Below are 15,227 nucleotides of genomic sequence, written 5' to 3' on the forward strand. Positions count from 1 at the left end.
AATGATGCAAAGAAAGAAAGGGACTAGTACAATGTATGAAAGTTTGAAGAACCACCAAAAACATTGAATGGAGTAAAAAGGAGAATCCAAAAATGAAAAAATTAATGAGTATTGTACTTCTTATACTATTGGTGATTGGTTTAGGACAGCCCGCAGCGGCTTCAGATAACAACAATGAAAAAGAAAGTATTAATGAAAAGTTTGGAGTTCCGATTGTGGTATACGGTGAGACACTCACGGAACAGCAAAAAAAGGATGTACAGGACCAGCTCGGCATTGATGAGAATGACGATGTCGAGGAATTTACCGCAACAGGGGAAGACCTTGTTAAATATATCGAAGGAGAAAACAGGAATGCCCGCATGTTTTCATCGGCCAAGATAACCAGACAGGAAAAAGGACAGGGTCTGAATGTAGAAATCGTTACACCTGATCATATTACAGAAGTAACTGAATCCATGTATGCCAATGCTTTATTGACTGCTGGAGTGGAAAATGCAGATGTTGAAGTAGCCTCCCCTGTAAAGGTAAGCGGACACTCCGCTTTAACTGGCATCTATAAGGCTTATGATGTTAGTGGTGAAAAACTGGATTCCGTTCGGATGGAAGTGGCGAACGAAGAATTAAACGTAGCCACTGAATTAGCAAAGGAAGCCGGCATCGATAAAGAACAAGTAAGTGAATTGCTTACAGAAATCAAAAAGGAAATTGCAGAACAGGATCCGGCAACCAAAGAAGAAGTGGAGAAAATAGTTGAAGAAAAGCTTCAGAATATGAACATTGAGCTAAGTCCCGAAGATCGTCAATTACTGGTTGATTTATTTGATAAAATCAGATCCCTCGATATTGACTTTGATAACGTCCAGCAGCAACTCGAGGATTTAACGAAGGATATTCAATCAACCATAAAAGATATTGTAAATGATGAGAGTTTTGGTCAAAAGGTATCAGATTTCTTTACAAGTTTATTGGACGCAATAGCTGATTTCTTTAGATCGATAAAGAATTTATTCTCGTAACTTTTGAAGCCCAGACCAATCTGGGCTTCTTTTTTTGAGATCTCATTTTTTTAAGTGGAATGACATGATATGAATACTTTATTTTCACTAGTCAAATGCCCTTCCATAATTCCTGTTTGCTAATAGGCTAATAAAGAGGAGTGTCAGCTATGAACTTTAAACGAAATATGTATGGAATGAACTTTAATCAGAGTCCTGGGTTTTCAACTATTGATCCATCCTACCAAGGGGCATATGCTCAATATGGACCGGTTGGCGGACAGCCTGGATACGGATATTGGTTTCCAGGGTATCCTCCGCCAGTACAGGGACCCGGGCCAGGATATGGCTATGGCTATGGGTATGGTTTAAATCCGTTAGGTGCCGGGTTGATCGGATTGGGACTGGGGTTTCTGGGAGGACAGATCGTAGGAGGCCCATATAATAAATTTGGAAAAAGATATTTTTATTACTATTGATTATTTATGTGATGAGATATTTACATTGAAGGATGAAACATTAATGTTAAGAAAAACCCGAACTAATTTGTCTCCTAGAAGGCAAATTAGTTGGGTTTTTTATTTGTCTAAACGTACAATTAATTTTTAGCTGTTTCCAGCGGTTGATTGTAGTGCAAGACGAAGACTCCTGCGGAAAGAGTAGCTTATAAGAAAAGCGGAAGGGCTTTGAAGAGAGGCGGGGGGCATAAGACGAATCGGCCTGGAAGGCGCTCTTTGCCTTCTTGGTCGGTTTGGCTTATGACCTGTGCCTCTAAGCCCTGCAGCTAGACATGTGAGACCCCGCAGGCTTGCCGAGGAGGCTCACGGGCTACCCGCGGAAAGCGAAGTCTTGCACGGAAATCAATAGCGGTATTAAACCCTAAAATAAAATGTTAGCCTTAAAGTGGTGACTTTTTAGTTTTGTCCCAGCTCTTTCCTTCTCCTTATAAATTTATATTGCGATTAACTGAGTGAAAAAATTATTTGACTGTATACCTATAGGGGTATATAATGATTATATATTAAACAGAAAGGGTGTCTTCATGGAATTTATAGGATTATTGATCATGGTATTCTTGATATTATTATATGTAAGGCAAATGAAGCCCGGGAAAAATATAAAACAAATCACCACTTCAGAGTTAAAGAAGCACTTAGGAGATACTTCCAAACAATTTATTGATGTACGCACTCCTGGTGAGTTTAAAGGAAGTCGTATAAAAGGATTTAAAAATATTCCGCTTCATACACTGCAAAAAAATATGGACAAGCTTTCGAAGGAAAAAGAAATAATCGTGATCTGCCAGAGTGGAATGCGAAGTGCCAAAGCGGGTAAGATTTTATCATCTTCAGGATTCCAATCTGTTGTAAACGTAAGAGGCGGAATGAATGCATGGTCTGAATAATCTGATGAAAGAAAGGGGAATGAATATGAATCGTATTACACCTGCTGAATTACAAAAGAAACTTGAAAATGGGGATGTACTAAATATCATTGATGTAAGAGAAACAGACGAGGTCAGAACAGGGAAAATTCCTGATGCAGTAAATATTCCCTTGGGTCTATTGGAATTCAGAATGAATGAATTGGATAAGACAAATCAATATTTCATCGTATGTCAATCTGGTGGAAGAAGCAGTCAGGCTGTCCGGTTTCTTGAATATCAAGGCTTTGATGTAGTGAACATGGATGGTGGGATGTCTGCTTGGGAAGGTACACTTCAATAATACTGCGTGTAAAGGACTGAAATTTTTTGGTCCTTTTTGTTTTCTCAATCATAATCAAGGTAATTATAGTAAGGAGTAATGGCAGAACAAAGGAAATGAGATGATGTGTGTTGAAAGAAACAAATGAATCTAAATATATCCAGCAGCATTTGGCAAATGAACGGACCTATTTAGCCTGGATCAGAACATCCATAGCGATACTGGGGATAGGTTTTTTAACAACCAGCTTGCATTACACCTCAACCCAGCAGAATGAATTTCAAGGGCAGATCACTGTTTTGATAAGCGGGGTAAGCATATTGATCGGTCTATTCCTGATAATCGGCTCAACCGTTAATTATTATCGGGCACGCAAGCATATCAATACACAAACGTTTACATCCGCCAACGCAGTGATTATCTTCATGTCCATTGTTGCGATGGTCATTTTAATCTTTGTATGTATGTATTTATTTTCGTTAAATATATAGTTTGTAAAAGCAAAAAAGCAGGGATTGAAATCCCTGCTTTATTCATTATCCTGTTTCTTTTCATTATAATATTGAACTGACGTCATTGCACCTTCACTTACCATCGAATTATCCTCGATATTTTGAGGGTCGGGATTACCGCCTTTTTCAACTGGAAGGTCTTCTGATTTCCGTTTTTTGATCTTTGTCATGATTCCTTCTTTCATATTGTGCAGGTGATTTCTGTTTTCTTTAGAAGATAAAAGCCATCCTAACGAACCTGCAGTTACAGTAGCTCCAACTAATAATGTTTTATTCACTTTCATATTTTCTCCTCCTAGTAAATGCATCTTTTTAAATTGCTTCTTTGCTTTTTGTATTCCCGGCATCTATTCTTTTAAACATTTTATAAAATCCAATAAATAGTAATACAGGCGGTCAACTATACTTCTTCCTTTAGAGTATTTCGCAGGTATGAAAATCCGGCATTCATATTATTTCTAATTTTTGGCATAATACCTTTATGAGAGTTAAATGAGAAAGGTGATCATATGAGAAAGGTTACAAGCAAGCAATTGTCTGCCGTTATATACATATGCGGAGCCATGATGACGGTAATAGCGATAGCCGTTTCCCTGGTCCAAACCAGTACCATCATTAAAGCGATAAAGAAGTACAGTCCGTATAATTAAGGTTTATTAGTTGCAAAGAACTTCTATTGTCAGCACAATAGATACATGGGAGGGATGAACATGAAACTTAAGGGTAAAAAGATCATTCAGCTTGTAAGCGGTGATTTTGAAGACCTTGAACTGTGGTATCCTGTCCTTCGTTTGAAGGAAGAAGGAGCTGAGGTTCATATCGTCGGGGAAAAAGCAGACGAAGAATACATTGGGAAATATGGAGTACCGATCGTAACCGACTATTCATTTAACGAAGTCAATCCGGAAAACTACGACGCTATATTAGTACCCGGGGGATGGTCTCCTGATAAATTGCGGAGATATCCTGAAGTCATTAATATGATCAAAGATATGAATTCTGATACCAAGCCAATCGGCCAAATTTGTCATGCAGGCTGGGTATTGATTTCTGCAAAAATTTTAAACGGGGTAAAAGTAACCAGTACTCCAGGTATCAAGGATGATATGGAAAACGCCGGGGCCGTTTGGGTGAACGAACCCGTGGTGGTTGATGGTCATATCGTCTCAAGCCGCAGACCTCCTGACTTACCAGACTACATGCGGGCCTTTATTGACGTAATGGCTTAAAAGTAAAAACCGAAAAATACCCGCCTTCGTAAGGAAGAGGGTATTGTTTCTTTAACGGGTTCTGTTTTTGATTGCAAAATTGCAATCTACACCGCAAAATGTGGCAGTAATCGCAGATGCATTTACAGGGAATCTTACCCGACAGAGTGAACAAAAGTGGACCCCCTCGCGCCAGATGAAAGTATCAGTAAGATTGGATTATTAAATAAGGGGAGAAATTTCCCTTAATGAAGAAATGGATCTGAAAACAGTTAAAATAAAGGGAAGTTTTACTTCTATTTACTTGAAAAACATTAAAATTGGGGATCTGGGCAAGATTAGAGGAAAATTTTCCCCTTATTAACCCCTATCCAAGCGAGCTTCAGCAGATTAGCGGGAAAATTTCCCCTTATTTATATCTTTAGTTACTCTATCGGGGATAAGGTATCCTATGCAGCCAAACAACCTGTTCTTTAGTTTAATAAGGATTTATCTAATTTTCACATCTTTCAACTTTGGAAACTACACTAACACGTTAGCCAGATGATAAAAAACATTGTAATTGAAGCGTTACAGAAAGCTCTGTAACGCTTCAATTTTCGTGCAGTTTCGGTAAAACCCGAATTCCATTAAAAGTTTGTTATATCCAATAAAAAAAGGGTTGCAAAATCATTAGATTTGCTTCCCTTTTCCAATGTTTTTTATAGTTTGTACCTTAAAAGAGAACCCGTTAATTGTTTTGGTCTTTTTTTAACAGACTATTTATCATTTTTATTATTTTGCCTTTTGTCCCGATCATTCAATCGGGCAAAAAACGTCTGCTTGATGGATTGATGGGTGGTGATGGCGGCTCCTGTACAAATGAAGCCATTTGCAATGCCGTTAAAATCGAATCCCAATCTCCAGCTGCTGACTGCCACACCGACCACTAATAAAATCCCAATGATCAACCAGTCAGGAATCTGAGGCGTTCTTTTTAGTGCAAAACCTAATACCCAAAGTATGGGAACAAGAGTCGTCAATTGAGGGTGTATGGTTATTCCGTTGAACAATTCTGTCATATGCAGAATCCTCCTTATGAATCGGGCTGTTACTAATCTATTCCTATGCCTGTCACATTCATGACAATTTAAAGTAAGAGGGACGACATGGAAACCGCCTATTAAATGGATGAAATGAATGGGGGAGATGGCAAAGATGAGTGATGATCATGTTAAAAGTGACAATACATACCTTCAGTGATAAAATATGAATGACTTTATATATGATTAGGAGTTGTTAATAATGGCGAAAAAAGGATACATACAATTTCAAACAGGTGAAAAGGTTGAATTTGATTTATTCCCTAATGAAGCTCCAGGAACAGTAGAAAACTTTGAGAAATTAGCAAAAGAAGGTTTTTATGACGGCTTGACATTCCACCGTGTCATTCCTGGATTTGTGAGTCAAGGGGGCTGCCCGAATGGAAATGGGATGGGGGGACCCGGCTACACCATCAAATGTGAAACTGAAGGCAATCCTCACAAGCACGAAGAAGGATCTCTTTCAATGGCACATGCTGGTAAAGACACAGGCGGAAGCCAATTCTTTATCGTTCATGACCCACAACCGCATTTAAACGGTGTTCATACTGTTTTCGGAAAAGTGACTTCAGGCATCGATACCGTAAAATCAATGAGAAATGGCGATGTAATGGAGAAAGTTGAAGTGTTTGACGCCTAATCATCTTTTGAGATTTTAGGGTTGAAATTTCTGTGTAAATCATATAATATATAACATACAAGCTGCGTTGTACGTAATCATAACGAAGTTTTAACCTTTAAACTGTAACAGGGAGTTTTATATCGAAGCCGGAATGTCAAGCCTCCACGATAGAGGACGACAGGAAGTCTTCTGCAAACACCCACTTTGAGGAGTGGTGGTTTAAAACTTTCTTATCTAACATTACGGCAAATGTGGCTCTAACTTTACAAACATCAAGCCAGTTCTCATAAGAGAGCTGGCTTTTTATTTGTATACCCAGGTAATAAACACAGTATATGGAACACATAAGGAGGCAATTATGACTGACGGCTCATTTAGTGAATTTCTTGATGCTTTTTTAGCTGCATGGAAACAATCATCGATCTGGGAGATGGAAAAATGTATATCTGCTGATTATCAAGCCAGGGAAATATCGGGGGGTGAAATAGCAGACTTTGGTTACCAAGAATCAATCAATGGCTGGAAACAAGGGTTTGACTTCGTAAAGGAAAAGCAAGCCCAATGGGATGTAAACGAAATCTCAATCATCCCATTAAGGGAGAATGAAATGCTCGCGACCTTTTCTGCGACTATCGTCATTCATGGAAACTCAATGGAAACCGTGAATTTGTTTTTTAACACGTTTAAAAAATTTGAAGGTGGGGACTGGAAGCTGGTCAGAAGTTATATAGAAGCTGGGGTTCCGATCGAGAATGTAAAGAAAATATATAAATAAGAATTCGCATATGCCTTAAATTCCCTTTAAAATATAAAGTGTTAAGTGAATATTTGAGAGGATGGTTGAAATGAGTGAAAGACAGGTTAAAAGTACATATTCAAGGAAAGAGAATGCAGTGTCTTTCCTGCAAATGGCAGCATCAGGGAGTGTCAGGGAAGCATTCAGTAGTTATACAAGCCCTGACATATGTCACCATAATCCTTATTTCCGCGGAGATGCAGAATCACTTATGACTGCAATGGAAGAGAATGCTGCTGAAAATCCTGATAAGATTTTTGAGGTCAAGCATTCTGTGGAAGAAGGAGACACTGTGATGGTTCACTCCCATGTAAGGCAGAATCCAGAGGACCTTGGAGCGGTTGTCGTTCACATCTTTCGCTTTCAGGATGATCGGATCGTTGAAATGTGGGATATAGGACAGCTCATTCCGGAAGATTCTCCGAATGAGAATGGGATATTTTAGCGTTTAGAATGAACGTGTGAACTGAATCCAATTTCAAACCTACGGGTGTGACTAAGGGACGGCTCTTTTGCTTGTATATGACAAGGAATGGAGTCGTTCTTTTTTTGCGTCGGGTGAGTTTTAGCTCCCCTTATATTAAAGGATTTTTGGACGAAGCTGACGAATAAGGGTAGATAGAAAGGTAGAATCGGAGGGGTGTCAGTGAATGGAAGAATCGTGGTTGAGGAACTTACTAAAATGTTTAAAAAAGGGAACGTCCATGCTGTTAAAAGTGTCTCTTTTCAAGTAGAGGAGGGAGAATTTTTTGCTTTCTTAGGTCCTAATGGAGCGGGAAAATCCACAACGGTCCAGATATTGACGACGTTAATCAATGCTACTTCAGGTAAAGTGAAGGTGGCAGGGTATGATGTAATCAGTCAGCCGGAACTAGTACGTCAGCATATCGGGGTCGCCCTGCAGGAAACGGGTGTTGATCCGGACCTGACTGGACGTGAAATGGTTGAATTGCAGGCATACATATTCGGCTTTAGTAAAGATGAAGGAAAAATACGGGCGCAAAACCTGCTTGAAATCGTCAATCTGACAGAAGCAGCTGAACGCCGGATCGGCAGTTATTCCGGCGGAATGAGGAGAAGACTGGATCTCGCCCTCACCCTTGTCAACGAACCAAAAATCCTGTTCCTTGATGAGCCGACGACTGGTCTCGATCCCTCAAGCCGGATGGCGATATGGGAAGAGCTTCGCAGACTGAATAAGGAAAAGGGGACGACGATCTTCCTGACCACACAATACTTAGAAGAAGCGGATTCCCTTGCTGATCGAATCGGCATCATCAATAAGGGCGAAATGGTTGCGATGGGGTCCCCAAAAGAGCTGAAGGCACAAATCGGCCATGATTTGATCACCATCACGTTGAAGGATAAAGAGAAGGTGGATACTTCTGCTGATCTAATTCGACAGCAGCTTAAGGATGTCGATGTCATCAACCAACAAGGCAAAATCCTCATTTATGTAGAACAAGGTACGAAACAGCTGCTGGAGGTTGTCCGTATCTTTGACACAGAAGGTATTGCAGTAGTAGATATCCAGTTGTCATCCCCTACCCTGGATGATATCTTCCTGAAACTGACGAGCGATACACAGGAAGGGGTGAAGGTCTGTGGGGAATAGTGTACTAAAAGATACATGGCTGATGACCATCAGAAATATCAAAACAACCCTCAGGAACCCATTTTCTTTCATCCCGAACTTAATTATTTCTGCGTTCTTCCTGCTCGTATATGAAGGGGGATTGAGCGGGATTTCTCAACTCCCAACATTTGAGGGGGCTGATTACCTCGCATTCATATTACCTGTTTCCATTGTTTCTGCTGCCATCGGAGGTGCAGGGGGAGCTGGGCAGAGCATTGTGAAAGATATTGAGAACGGCTTTTTCTCAAGGCTTTTACTAACACCGGCATCAAGACTTGCGATCGTACTCGGTCCGATTATTGCCGGAATGCTGCAGTTGCTTGTTCAGACGCTTCTGATCATCTGCATGGCGTTTTTACTCGGACTGGAAGTTGAGACAGGGTTTGCCGGTGTACTATTCGTGCTTTTGATTGCCGTCGGCTGGGGTCTTGCTTTTGCCGGATATTCCGTAGGTATTGCGTTACGGACTAGAAATGCACAAGCAGCACAGGCAGGTACTTTCATCTTTTTCCCGCTTATTTTCCTGAGTACGACTTTCGTTCCATATGAATTGATTGAAGCACAGTGGATGAAGATTGCAGCAACGATCAACCCAACCACATACATCTTCGAAAGCATGCGTACCGTCCTGATCGACGGATGGATCTTCCCGGAATTGATGCAAGGTGTTTTCGCCATCATCATTGTCAGTGCCATCACGATAACGTTTGCTGCGGTTTCAGCAAAAGGGGCTGTCTCAAGGAAATGATTCCAAAGTAAAATTTATTTCTAGAATGAATTAAATGACCACAAATGACCGGACAAAGAAAATAAATGAAAGAGGGGGTGGCAAGATTGACTGTTGAAATAATGAGTGTCTCTGAAAGGCCGATAAAAGCTGCCGAACTGATGAATCTTTATAAAGATGCAGGGTGGTGGGAAGAGAGAAAAGAAATGGATGTTCAGGGGATGCTTGTTCAACAAACCAATTCGGTTGGCGCCTGGAGAAACAACGTCCTTATAGGTTTTGCAAGAGCAGTGACCGACGGTGTATTCAGGGCGTACATTGAAGATGTGGTGATACAAAGTGAATTTCAGAAATCGGGGATTGGTATAAAGCTCGTATCCCGCTTACTTGATGAGCTTTCTCATATTGATGTGATCAGTTTGTTTTGCGAAGAGGACCTGCTTCCATTTTACGAAAAAAGTAAGTTTAAGGTCAGCAAGTCTCAATTTGTCATGCATAGAAAGTAATTCATTGTAGTTGCTTTACATCATAAAACAAATTTAAGAAAAAAGTAAATGCTAAAAAGCTTCGTGTGTAGAAACACGAAGCTTTTTAGGTGCTGCTATTTGAGGTTTCAACTTGGCCGGGCACCCTTGTATTTAAATCTTTTTTTAGAAGCGTAACATTATTAAAAATTTTTATCCTTCTTCGATTTCTTTTTGAAAAACCATATGGTTACTCCAACCAAGCCTAATATTATGATCAGAGGAAGTATCAAAAATAAAGAAAACCCTGTTGTTCCAAGCATTGGTGTTCCTCCCAGCTATTTTTAAATTCTTGATAAAAAACTATTCCCCTCCTTTCTTTAATTGAAACGTTCAAATGTGCAAAGGCAAATGTGGCAAAGGCCCGTCCCACTAGCGTTGCACGAAAGTAATTAAATTGAATATATTCAATTATTTTACATCTATTTTGAGTTTCTAAATTAAAAAAGGGAAGTAAGGTGTTAACTCAACCTTGTTCCCTTTTTTTTACATATGTATAATGTGCCATTGTTATTTCTTCTTCGGTTTCTTTTCTTTCACCATCACAATCCCAGTATCACCAAAAAACAGATTCTTTTTCCCCAGAGGTTTTTGCACTTTCTGCCTTCCTTTGGATGGTTTCTTCCTTCGGTTTAACTCATTCAAGATTCTGTCTGCCGGTTGGAATAAATAAATCTGTAAGACTCGAAAGAAGTTCCATGCCGTCTTCGTTGAGTTCAGTTGAAGCTTGATTAACAGTGATAGCCCGTATGCGATTAGTGCTAGAAACATGTGATTCCAGATACCTTGCGGTTTGGTACTCCATATCTTTTTCATCTTGAGATGACCCTTTATCCATTTGAAGAAGAGTTCAATCAACCATCGGTTTTTGTAGATTTCGAGGATTTCCACATCCGTTAAATCAAAGCGAGTGGTCAAAATCCGATATACTTGATTCTTTTCATCGACAAACTCAATGTAGCGAACGGGTTCATTTGAAATACCAAAATTAACGGTCTCGTCTTTTAGAACAGACGAGTGAGTTGGTTCTCGTTCTTCCAATGTGTAAAGAACTAAGTTCTTTCCAATACGGGCAACAAAATCAATTTCTTTGTCCAACCAGTCCATCAAGTTTTTCTTCGATCCATACCCTCTATCCATGACATAGGTAGCGTTAGCCTCTTCAATGATGACATCTGAGCTTTCAAAGTCTGTCACATTACCCGTTGAAGGGACGATTTTATCTGGAAACACTGTATTTTTGGAAGTGACAACCAATCGTGTATGCATTTTAACAGCATTATGGCCCTTTGAAATAAAGGCCCAGTCACACATGTTTTCAGGTAACCGAAATTCTGTAGAATCCACGATGTTCAAACGTCCAATCGCATTCGAAATACCGTTTTGCTTCCGAGTGTAGTGACGAACTTTAGCCATTACTTTGATAAAAACACTTTGTACTACCTCGGTAGAAAGATCGTTGATCCGCCGGCTTATTTGAGAGCCACTAATCCCGTTGACATTCAATAGTTTCATTAGATCGGTATACGCTCGGATCTTTTCTTCAATATGAGAATACGAACTCATCTGATCCAGGTGCGCAGCCACACCTATCCTTAATAGGGCTTCGGTAGTCAGCTTCTTTCCATAATCAAGAAGAGGACATTGTAAATCTTCCGTAGGAAGTTGGGATAAACATTGACAAATTAACATTCTTTGACCTATACTTTTACTCATTGCGTGAGCTCCTTTTGTAGAAGATTAGGGAACGTTTAGGTCACTATCTTCTACATTAGGGCTTTTTTTGTTTTTGTAAAGAAATTTTACCATTTTGCGTTATTTTACATATTTTTGAAGTCGTGCAACGCTAGTGGGCCCGTCCCTCGATGCGTTAACACGTTAATGCATCGAGGGACGGGTCTTGTTTGGGTAAACGCACACTCTCAGGAATTCCCGCATATCATATCGTGGTAAAAAGGTGAAGGGAATGAGTGAGAATGTATTATCCATATTATACGAATGATTATACGAATGGGAGTCAGAATCACCAGGTAATGGACGTATTACTGAACGGAATCATTGGAAAGGCTTCAGCGGTTGATTTTTACAGCAGGCTGGCAAATGTGGCTCCAGATAAGGAACACAGGAATCAACTAGCCCAAATCGCAGAGGACGAAAGAGCGCAGTGGGGCCGGTTGACCAATCTATATATCTCGATGACTGGAGTGCAGCCGATGTATGAGATTGAACAGATTCCTTTTTATAGTTACCAGGAAGGACTCCAAAAAGGTTATGAAGCGGAACTGGAGAGCTATGAACACTACCGGACGGGAACAATGATCACCCAGGATCCTTCTATTTATGAAGCTTTCTTTAACGCCTGCAAAGGTGAATGGGAGCATGCGGACAAATTAAGATACTTGGGCACTGCTGCAGGAAATCGAATGGATTATGGACCGGAACCGTTCACTATTGATATTGAAGAGGCGACAGTCAGCAATAATACATTCCGCACCGCCCTCTGGACAGGGGAACATCTTCAGGTTACATTGATGAGCATAGGTGTCGGGGAAGATATCGGCCTTGAAAACCATCCGGAACTTGACCAGTTCCTCCGAATAGAGCAGGGGCAGGGTGTCGTACAAATGGGGAATGATCCAAATAACCTGACCTTTCAAAGGAACGTAGAGGATGACTACGCAATCGTGATTCCTGCTGGTACTTGGCATAACCTTACGAATACAGGAAATGAGCCTCTGAAGCTTTACTCGATCTATGCTCCGCCGCAGCATCCAAAAGGCACTGTTCATAAGACAAAAGCAGATGCGATGGCTGCTGAAGAAGCGGAGCATGGCAGGTATTTAGGCGCGTTTTGGAGTTAATGGAATAGTGAAAAAACCTAATTTACAAAATAATGAAAAAGTGAGATAATCAAGTAAATGAAGAAGGGGGAAAGTAAGTTTATGAGACCAACAAATTGCTAATTTATTAATTTATTTTTAAATTAATAGGGATTTTATTTAGAACGTTAATGTACCTAGCTTCAATAGGTTTATTTGTTATGTTCTTTATGGAATCAGGCAATTTAGAAGGTACTTACTTACTTTTGCTCAAGATATTCATGAATAGGATTGGCGTCCGTATATGTTACTGTCGGACTCTCTAAACAGGCGGTCTCTGTGTTTTTTACCATGCCGGGTTCTGTCTGGATGCGCCCACTCCTTGTTCACAATTATAGAGCGTAAAAGACTGTAAGAAGAAACATCTTCTTATGGTCTTTTTTATTTAACTGAATAAGTATGAAGTTCTTCTTGATGCTGTCCATAAAAGCGTAACGCACAATATGGATGAAAGAAGGAATTAATATGCTTGAATTATCAATGAATGGTGTAAAAAAATATATGGATGCCACACTGGTTCTTGAAGATATTACGTTTGAGGTGTTTACCGGAGAGAAGGTGGGGATCGTCGGTGCCAATGGAAGCGGGAAGAGCACGATATTGAAATTGATTTCAGGGGCGGAATCCATGCATTACTATCCAGGCTATCCTCAAACTTCCAGCTACGGCTATGATGAGGGGTTTGTAAATGTACCTAAAAACGCGGCAGTCGCTCTCCTTGAACAAATGCCCCGGTTCCCGCGTGGTCTGAAGGTCATCGATGTCTTAAACCTTGCCTTTGAAGAAGTTAACCTCATCGAAAAGCAGATGCGTGAAATAGAAGAAGCGATGGAAACACTCGATGGTGCGGGTCTTGAAAAAGCCCTGACAAAATACAGCGATCTCGTTGGGTTGTATGAAATGAAGGGGGGATATGAGACAGAGGAAAAATTGGGCAGGGTATGCACCGGATTGAAGTTTGATGAAAGTTTTTTAAACAGGGATTTCGATTATTTGAGCGGCGGGGAAAAAACAACCGTCATGCTAGGGAAGCTTCTTATTCATGCGCCGGACATCCTGCTATTGGATGAACCGACCAACCATCTGGATATGGAGTCGATCGAATGGCTCGAAAACTATCTGAAGAGCTACAAGGGAATTGTCCTCATTGTATCCCATGACCGTTATTTTCTAGATAACGTGGTTACAAAGATCGTTGAAATAGAGGATATGACATCGAAGACGTATAAAGGAAATTACTCCTCCTATGTCCGTCAAAAAGAAGAAAATCTGCGCATTCAATATGAGCACTTCCGTGAGCAGCAGAAGAAAATCGGCAATATGGAACATCAGGTAAAAAATCTGAGGGACTGGGCGCTTCGAGCCGATAACAATAAGTTTTTCAGAAGAGCTGCAAGCATCCAGAAAAAAATTGACAAACTGGATAGGGTCGACAAACCGGTATTTGAAAAAAAGAATATGAGAATTGACTTCACAGCTTCCGAGCGGTCTGGAAATGAAACAGTTAAAGCAATAGGTCTGTCTAAACGATTTCTCGATAAAGTGATTTTTAAAGATGCCGAGTTGATGATTCATTTCGGGGAACGAGTAGGATTGATTGGTTCAAATGGAAGCGGGAAGACGACATTCCTGAAAATGCTCTTTGGAGAGGAACAGCCGAATGCTGGAATGGTGGAACTTGGCGCAAATGTCAAGCCGGCTTATCTGCCTCAAAAAATCGTGTTTTCCAATGAAGAGCTCACCGTTCTGGAAGCTTTCAGGGAGGACATTTCGATTTTAGAAGGAAAAGCACGAGAATACTTGGCAAAATTCATGTTCTATAAAGGCAGTGTCTTCAAAAAAGTGAAACATCTGTCAGGCGGTGAACGAATCAGGCTGAAACTTGCCATGCTACTGTTTCGGGATATCAATTTATTGATACTTGATGAGCCTACGAACCACCTGGATATTGAATCAATTGAAACATTGGAAGAAGCACTCGAGGAATTCAAAGGAACCATCTTCTTCATCTCCCACGATCGTTATTTTATCAATAAGATGAGTGAGAGGGTGGTAGCGATTGAGGATCATGGATTTAAAAGTTACACTGGAAATTACGATGATTACCGAGAGGAAGGCGAGAAAATAAAAATCAGGCAGTTAATCAAAGAGCCTGTTGAAAAGGTTAAGAAGCCGCAAAGAAAGGGTGTAGATCCTAAGAAAGAAGAAGAAAAATTCTTGTCGAAGGTGGAAGCGCTTGAGAATGAGATCGTTCAACTGGATGAAGCCATGGGCCATGGTGAATTGGAACATGAGGAGCTGGGCGAGCTTGATAGAAGGAAGCGGAAGTTGAATGAAGAGCTTGAGTCAATATGGGAAACTTGGATGAAGTTTGCAGAGTGAATGTCAGGGGGAGACGGGATAAAAGTTCTGCCTTCCCCTGTACTAAGATGAAATGAGGGTGAAGCTTGGAGGCGTACTTTTAGCAAGTGGAAGACACTGATGCATCGTTCGAATCGTGCATAGAAAAAGGACAAAGTTTCCAAAATTGTGATATT

The 15,227-nt window shown here is 40.4% G+C and carries 18 protein-coding genes and 1 other RNA gene; 16 read left to right on the plus strand and 3 right to left on the minus strand.

Annotated elements, in window-relative coordinates; translation table 11 throughout:
* Window positions 1–92: 92 nt before the first annotated feature.
* The 5 genes from HWX64_RS21070 to HWX64_RS21090 all read left to right on the plus strand — a co-directional run bounded on the left by HWX64_RS21070 (window position 93) and on the right by HWX64_RS21090 (window position 3,195).
* Window positions 93–1,019, plus strand: coding sequence for a DUF1002 domain-containing protein (locus HWX64_RS21070; RefSeq protein ID WP_175991445.1), 927 nt, complete (start codon window positions 93–95; stop codon window positions 1,017–1,019).
* A 149-nt stretch (window positions 1,020–1,168) separates the two neighbouring features.
* Window positions 1,169–1,477, plus strand: coding sequence for a hypothetical protein (locus HWX64_RS22010; protein ID WP_175990789.1), 309 nt, complete (start codon window positions 1,169–1,171; stop codon window positions 1,475–1,477).
* A 563-nt stretch (window positions 1,478–2,040) separates the two neighbouring features.
* Entirely contained in the window at window positions 2,041–2,403 is a 363-nt protein-coding gene (locus HWX64_RS21080; protein WP_175991446.1) for a rhodanese-like domain-containing protein, read from the plus strand.
* 25 nt (window positions 2,404–2,428) lie between these two features.
* Complete coding sequence (locus tag HWX64_RS21085) at window positions 2,429–2,725, plus strand: rhodanese-like domain-containing protein (protein ID WP_175991447.1); 297 nt, start codon at window positions 2,429–2,431, stop codon at window positions 2,723–2,725.
* Between the two features lie 107 nt (window positions 2,726–2,832).
* Window positions 2,833–3,195, plus strand: coding sequence for a YidH family protein (locus HWX64_RS21090; RefSeq protein ID WP_254871232.1), 363 nt, complete (start codon window positions 2,833–2,835; stop codon window positions 3,193–3,195).
* A 38-nt stretch (window positions 3,196–3,233) separates the two neighbouring features.
* Here HWX64_RS21090 and HWX64_RS22220 read toward each other — a convergent pair whose 3' ends face one another.
* Entirely contained in the window at window positions 3,234–3,500 is a 267-nt protein-coding gene (locus HWX64_RS22220; protein ID WP_175991448.1) for a hypothetical protein, read from the minus strand.
* 225 nt (window positions 3,501–3,725) lie between these two features.
* On the opposite strand from HWX64_RS22220, the gene HWX64_RS21100 reads away from it, so the two are divergent.
* Both HWX64_RS21100 and HWX64_RS21105 read left to right on the plus strand, forming a co-directional pair.
* Window positions 3,726–3,866, plus strand: a complete 141-nt coding sequence (locus HWX64_RS21100) for a hypothetical protein (RefSeq protein ID WP_175991449.1) — start codon at window positions 3,726–3,728, stop codon at window positions 3,864–3,866.
* 60 nt (window positions 3,867–3,926) lie between these two features.
* Window positions 3,927–4,445, plus strand: a complete 519-nt coding sequence (locus HWX64_RS21105) for a type 1 glutamine amidotransferase domain-containing protein (protein ID WP_175991450.1) — start codon at window positions 3,927–3,929, stop codon at window positions 4,443–4,445.
* Window positions 4,446–5,182: 737 nt separating this feature from the next.
* Here the strand turns inward: HWX64_RS21105 and HWX64_RS21110 are convergent.
* Window positions 5,183–5,485, minus strand: coding sequence for a phage holin family protein (locus HWX64_RS21110; protein WP_175991451.1), 303 nt, complete (start codon window positions 5,483–5,485; stop codon window positions 5,183–5,185).
* 223 nt (window positions 5,486–5,708) lie between these two features.
* Here HWX64_RS21110 and HWX64_RS21115 point away from each other — a divergent pair, with 223 nt between their 5' ends.
* The 7 genes from HWX64_RS21115 (at window position 5,709) to HWX64_RS21145 (ending at window position 9,793) form a co-directional block, all read left to right on the plus strand.
* Entirely contained in the window at window positions 5,709–6,146 is a 438-nt protein-coding gene (locus HWX64_RS21115) for a peptidylprolyl isomerase (protein ID WP_175991452.1), read from the plus strand.
* A gap of 56 nt (window positions 6,147–6,202) precedes the next feature.
* A non-coding RNA gene (ssrS, locus tag HWX64_RS21120) (6S RNA) lies at window positions 6,203–6,390 on the plus strand.
* Window positions 6,391–6,486: 96 nt separating this feature from the next.
* Window positions 6,487–6,903: a flavoprotein gene (locus tag HWX64_RS21125; RefSeq protein WP_175991453.1), complete on the plus strand. Its 417-nt coding sequence runs from the start codon at window positions 6,487–6,489 to the stop codon at window positions 6,901–6,903.
* A 61-nt stretch (window positions 6,904–6,964) separates the two neighbouring features.
* Window positions 6,965–7,369 carry a nuclear transport factor 2 family protein gene (locus tag HWX64_RS21130; RefSeq protein ID WP_175991454.1) on the plus strand — a complete coding sequence of 135 codons (405 nt, stop codon included), beginning with the start codon at window positions 6,965–6,967 and terminating at the stop codon, window positions 7,367–7,369.
* Between the two features lie 201 nt (window positions 7,370–7,570).
* Window positions 7,571–8,539 (plus strand): ATP-binding cassette domain-containing protein, encoded by a 969-nt coding sequence (locus tag HWX64_RS21135; protein ID WP_254871233.1) that lies wholly within the window; start codon window positions 7,571–7,573, stop codon window positions 8,537–8,539.
* Window positions 8,529–9,308 (plus strand): ABC transporter permease, encoded by a 780-nt coding sequence (locus tag HWX64_RS21140; RefSeq protein WP_175991455.1) that lies wholly within the window; start codon window positions 8,529–8,531, stop codon window positions 9,306–9,308. The genes HWX64_RS21135 and HWX64_RS21140 overlap by 11 nt, the downstream gene beginning before the upstream one ends.
* A gap of 101 nt (window positions 9,309–9,409) precedes the next feature.
* Window positions 9,410–9,793, plus strand: coding sequence for a GNAT family N-acetyltransferase (locus HWX64_RS21145; protein WP_175991643.1), 384 nt, complete (start codon window positions 9,410–9,412; stop codon window positions 9,791–9,793).
* A gap of 528 nt (window positions 9,794–10,321) precedes the next feature.
* On the opposite strand, the gene HWX64_RS21150 is transcribed toward HWX64_RS21145, so the two are convergent.
* Window positions 10,322–11,527 (minus strand): IS4 family transposase, encoded by a 1,206-nt coding sequence (locus HWX64_RS21150; RefSeq protein ID WP_175991456.1) that lies wholly within the window; start codon window positions 11,525–11,527, stop codon window positions 10,322–10,324.
* Between the two features lie 260 nt (window positions 11,528–11,787).
* On the opposite strand from HWX64_RS21150, the gene HWX64_RS21155 reads away from it, so the two are divergent.
* Together HWX64_RS21155 and abc-f are read left to right on the plus strand one after the other, a co-directional pair.
* On the plus strand, window positions 11,788–12,672 hold the full coding sequence (locus tag HWX64_RS21155) for a cupin domain-containing protein (protein WP_175991644.1): 885 nt from the start codon (window positions 11,788–11,790) through the stop codon (window positions 12,670–12,672).
* Between the two features lie 483 nt (window positions 12,673–13,155).
* A complete protein-coding gene (gene abc-f / locus HWX64_RS21160; RefSeq protein WP_175991457.1) occupies window positions 13,156–15,072 on the plus strand; it encodes a ribosomal protection-like ABC-F family protein in 1,917 nt (638 codons plus the stop codon).
* Window positions 15,073–15,227: the final 155 nt, after the last annotated feature.

It is taken from the genome of Bacillus sp. Marseille-Q1617 (assembly GCF_903645295.1).
Taxonomy (GTDB): Bacteria; Bacillota; Bacilli; order Bacillales; family Bacillaceae_B; genus Rossellomorea.

What these genes read in the sequence shown, in the direction of transcription:
- HWX64_RS21070 (WP_175991445.1), top strand. Translation starts at nt 93, where the DNA reads ATGAAAAAATTAATGAGTATTGTACTTCTTATACTATTGGTGATTGGT.
- HWX64_RS22010 (WP_175990789.1), top strand. Translation starts at nt 1,169, where the DNA reads ATGAACTTTAAACGAAATATGTATGGAATGAACTTTAATCAGAGTCCT.
- HWX64_RS21080 (WP_175991446.1), top strand. Translation starts at nt 2,041, where the DNA reads ATGGAATTTATAGGATTATTGATCATGGTATTCTTGATATTATTATAT.
- HWX64_RS21085 (WP_175991447.1), top strand. Translation starts at nt 2,429, where the DNA reads ATGAATCGTATTACACCTGCTGAATTACAAAAGAAACTTGAAAATGGG.
- HWX64_RS22220 (WP_175991448.1), bottom strand. Translation starts at nt 3,500, where the DNA reads ATGAAAGTGAATAAAACATTATTAGTTGGAGCTACTGTAACTGCAGGT.
- HWX64_RS21100 (WP_175991449.1), top strand. Translation starts at nt 3,726, where the DNA reads ATGAGAAAGGTTACAAGCAAGCAATTGTCTGCCGTTATATACATATGC.
- HWX64_RS21105 (WP_175991450.1), top strand. Translation starts at nt 3,927, where the DNA reads ATGAAACTTAAGGGTAAAAAGATCATTCAGCTTGTAAGCGGTGATTTT.
- HWX64_RS21110 (WP_175991451.1), bottom strand. Translation starts at nt 5,485, where the DNA reads ATGACAGAATTGTTCAACGGAATAACCATACACCCTCAATTGACGACT.
- HWX64_RS21115 (WP_175991452.1), top strand. Translation starts at nt 5,709, where the DNA reads ATGGCGAAAAAAGGATACATACAATTTCAAACAGGTGAAAAGGTTGAA.
- HWX64_RS21125 (WP_175991453.1), top strand. Translation starts at nt 6,487, where the DNA reads ATGACTGACGGCTCATTTAGTGAATTTCTTGATGCTTTTTTAGCTGCA.
- HWX64_RS21130 (WP_175991454.1), top strand. Translation starts at nt 6,965, where the DNA reads ATGGTTGAAATGAGTGAAAGACAGGTTAAAAGTACATATTCAAGGAAA.
- HWX64_RS21145 (WP_175991643.1), top strand. Translation starts at nt 9,410, where the DNA reads ATGAGTGTCTCTGAAAGGCCGATAAAAGCTGCCGAACTGATGAATCTT.
- HWX64_RS21150 (WP_175991456.1), bottom strand. Translation starts at nt 11,527, where the DNA reads ATGAGTAAAAGTATAGGTCAAAGAATGTTAATTTGTCAATGTTTATCC.
- HWX64_RS21155 (WP_175991644.1), top strand. Translation starts at nt 11,788, where the DNA reads ATGTATTATCCATATTATACGAATGATTATACGAATGGGAGTCAGAAT.
- abc-f (WP_175991457.1), top strand. Translation starts at nt 13,156, where the DNA reads ATGCTTGAATTATCAATGAATGGTGTAAAAAAATATATGGATGCCACA.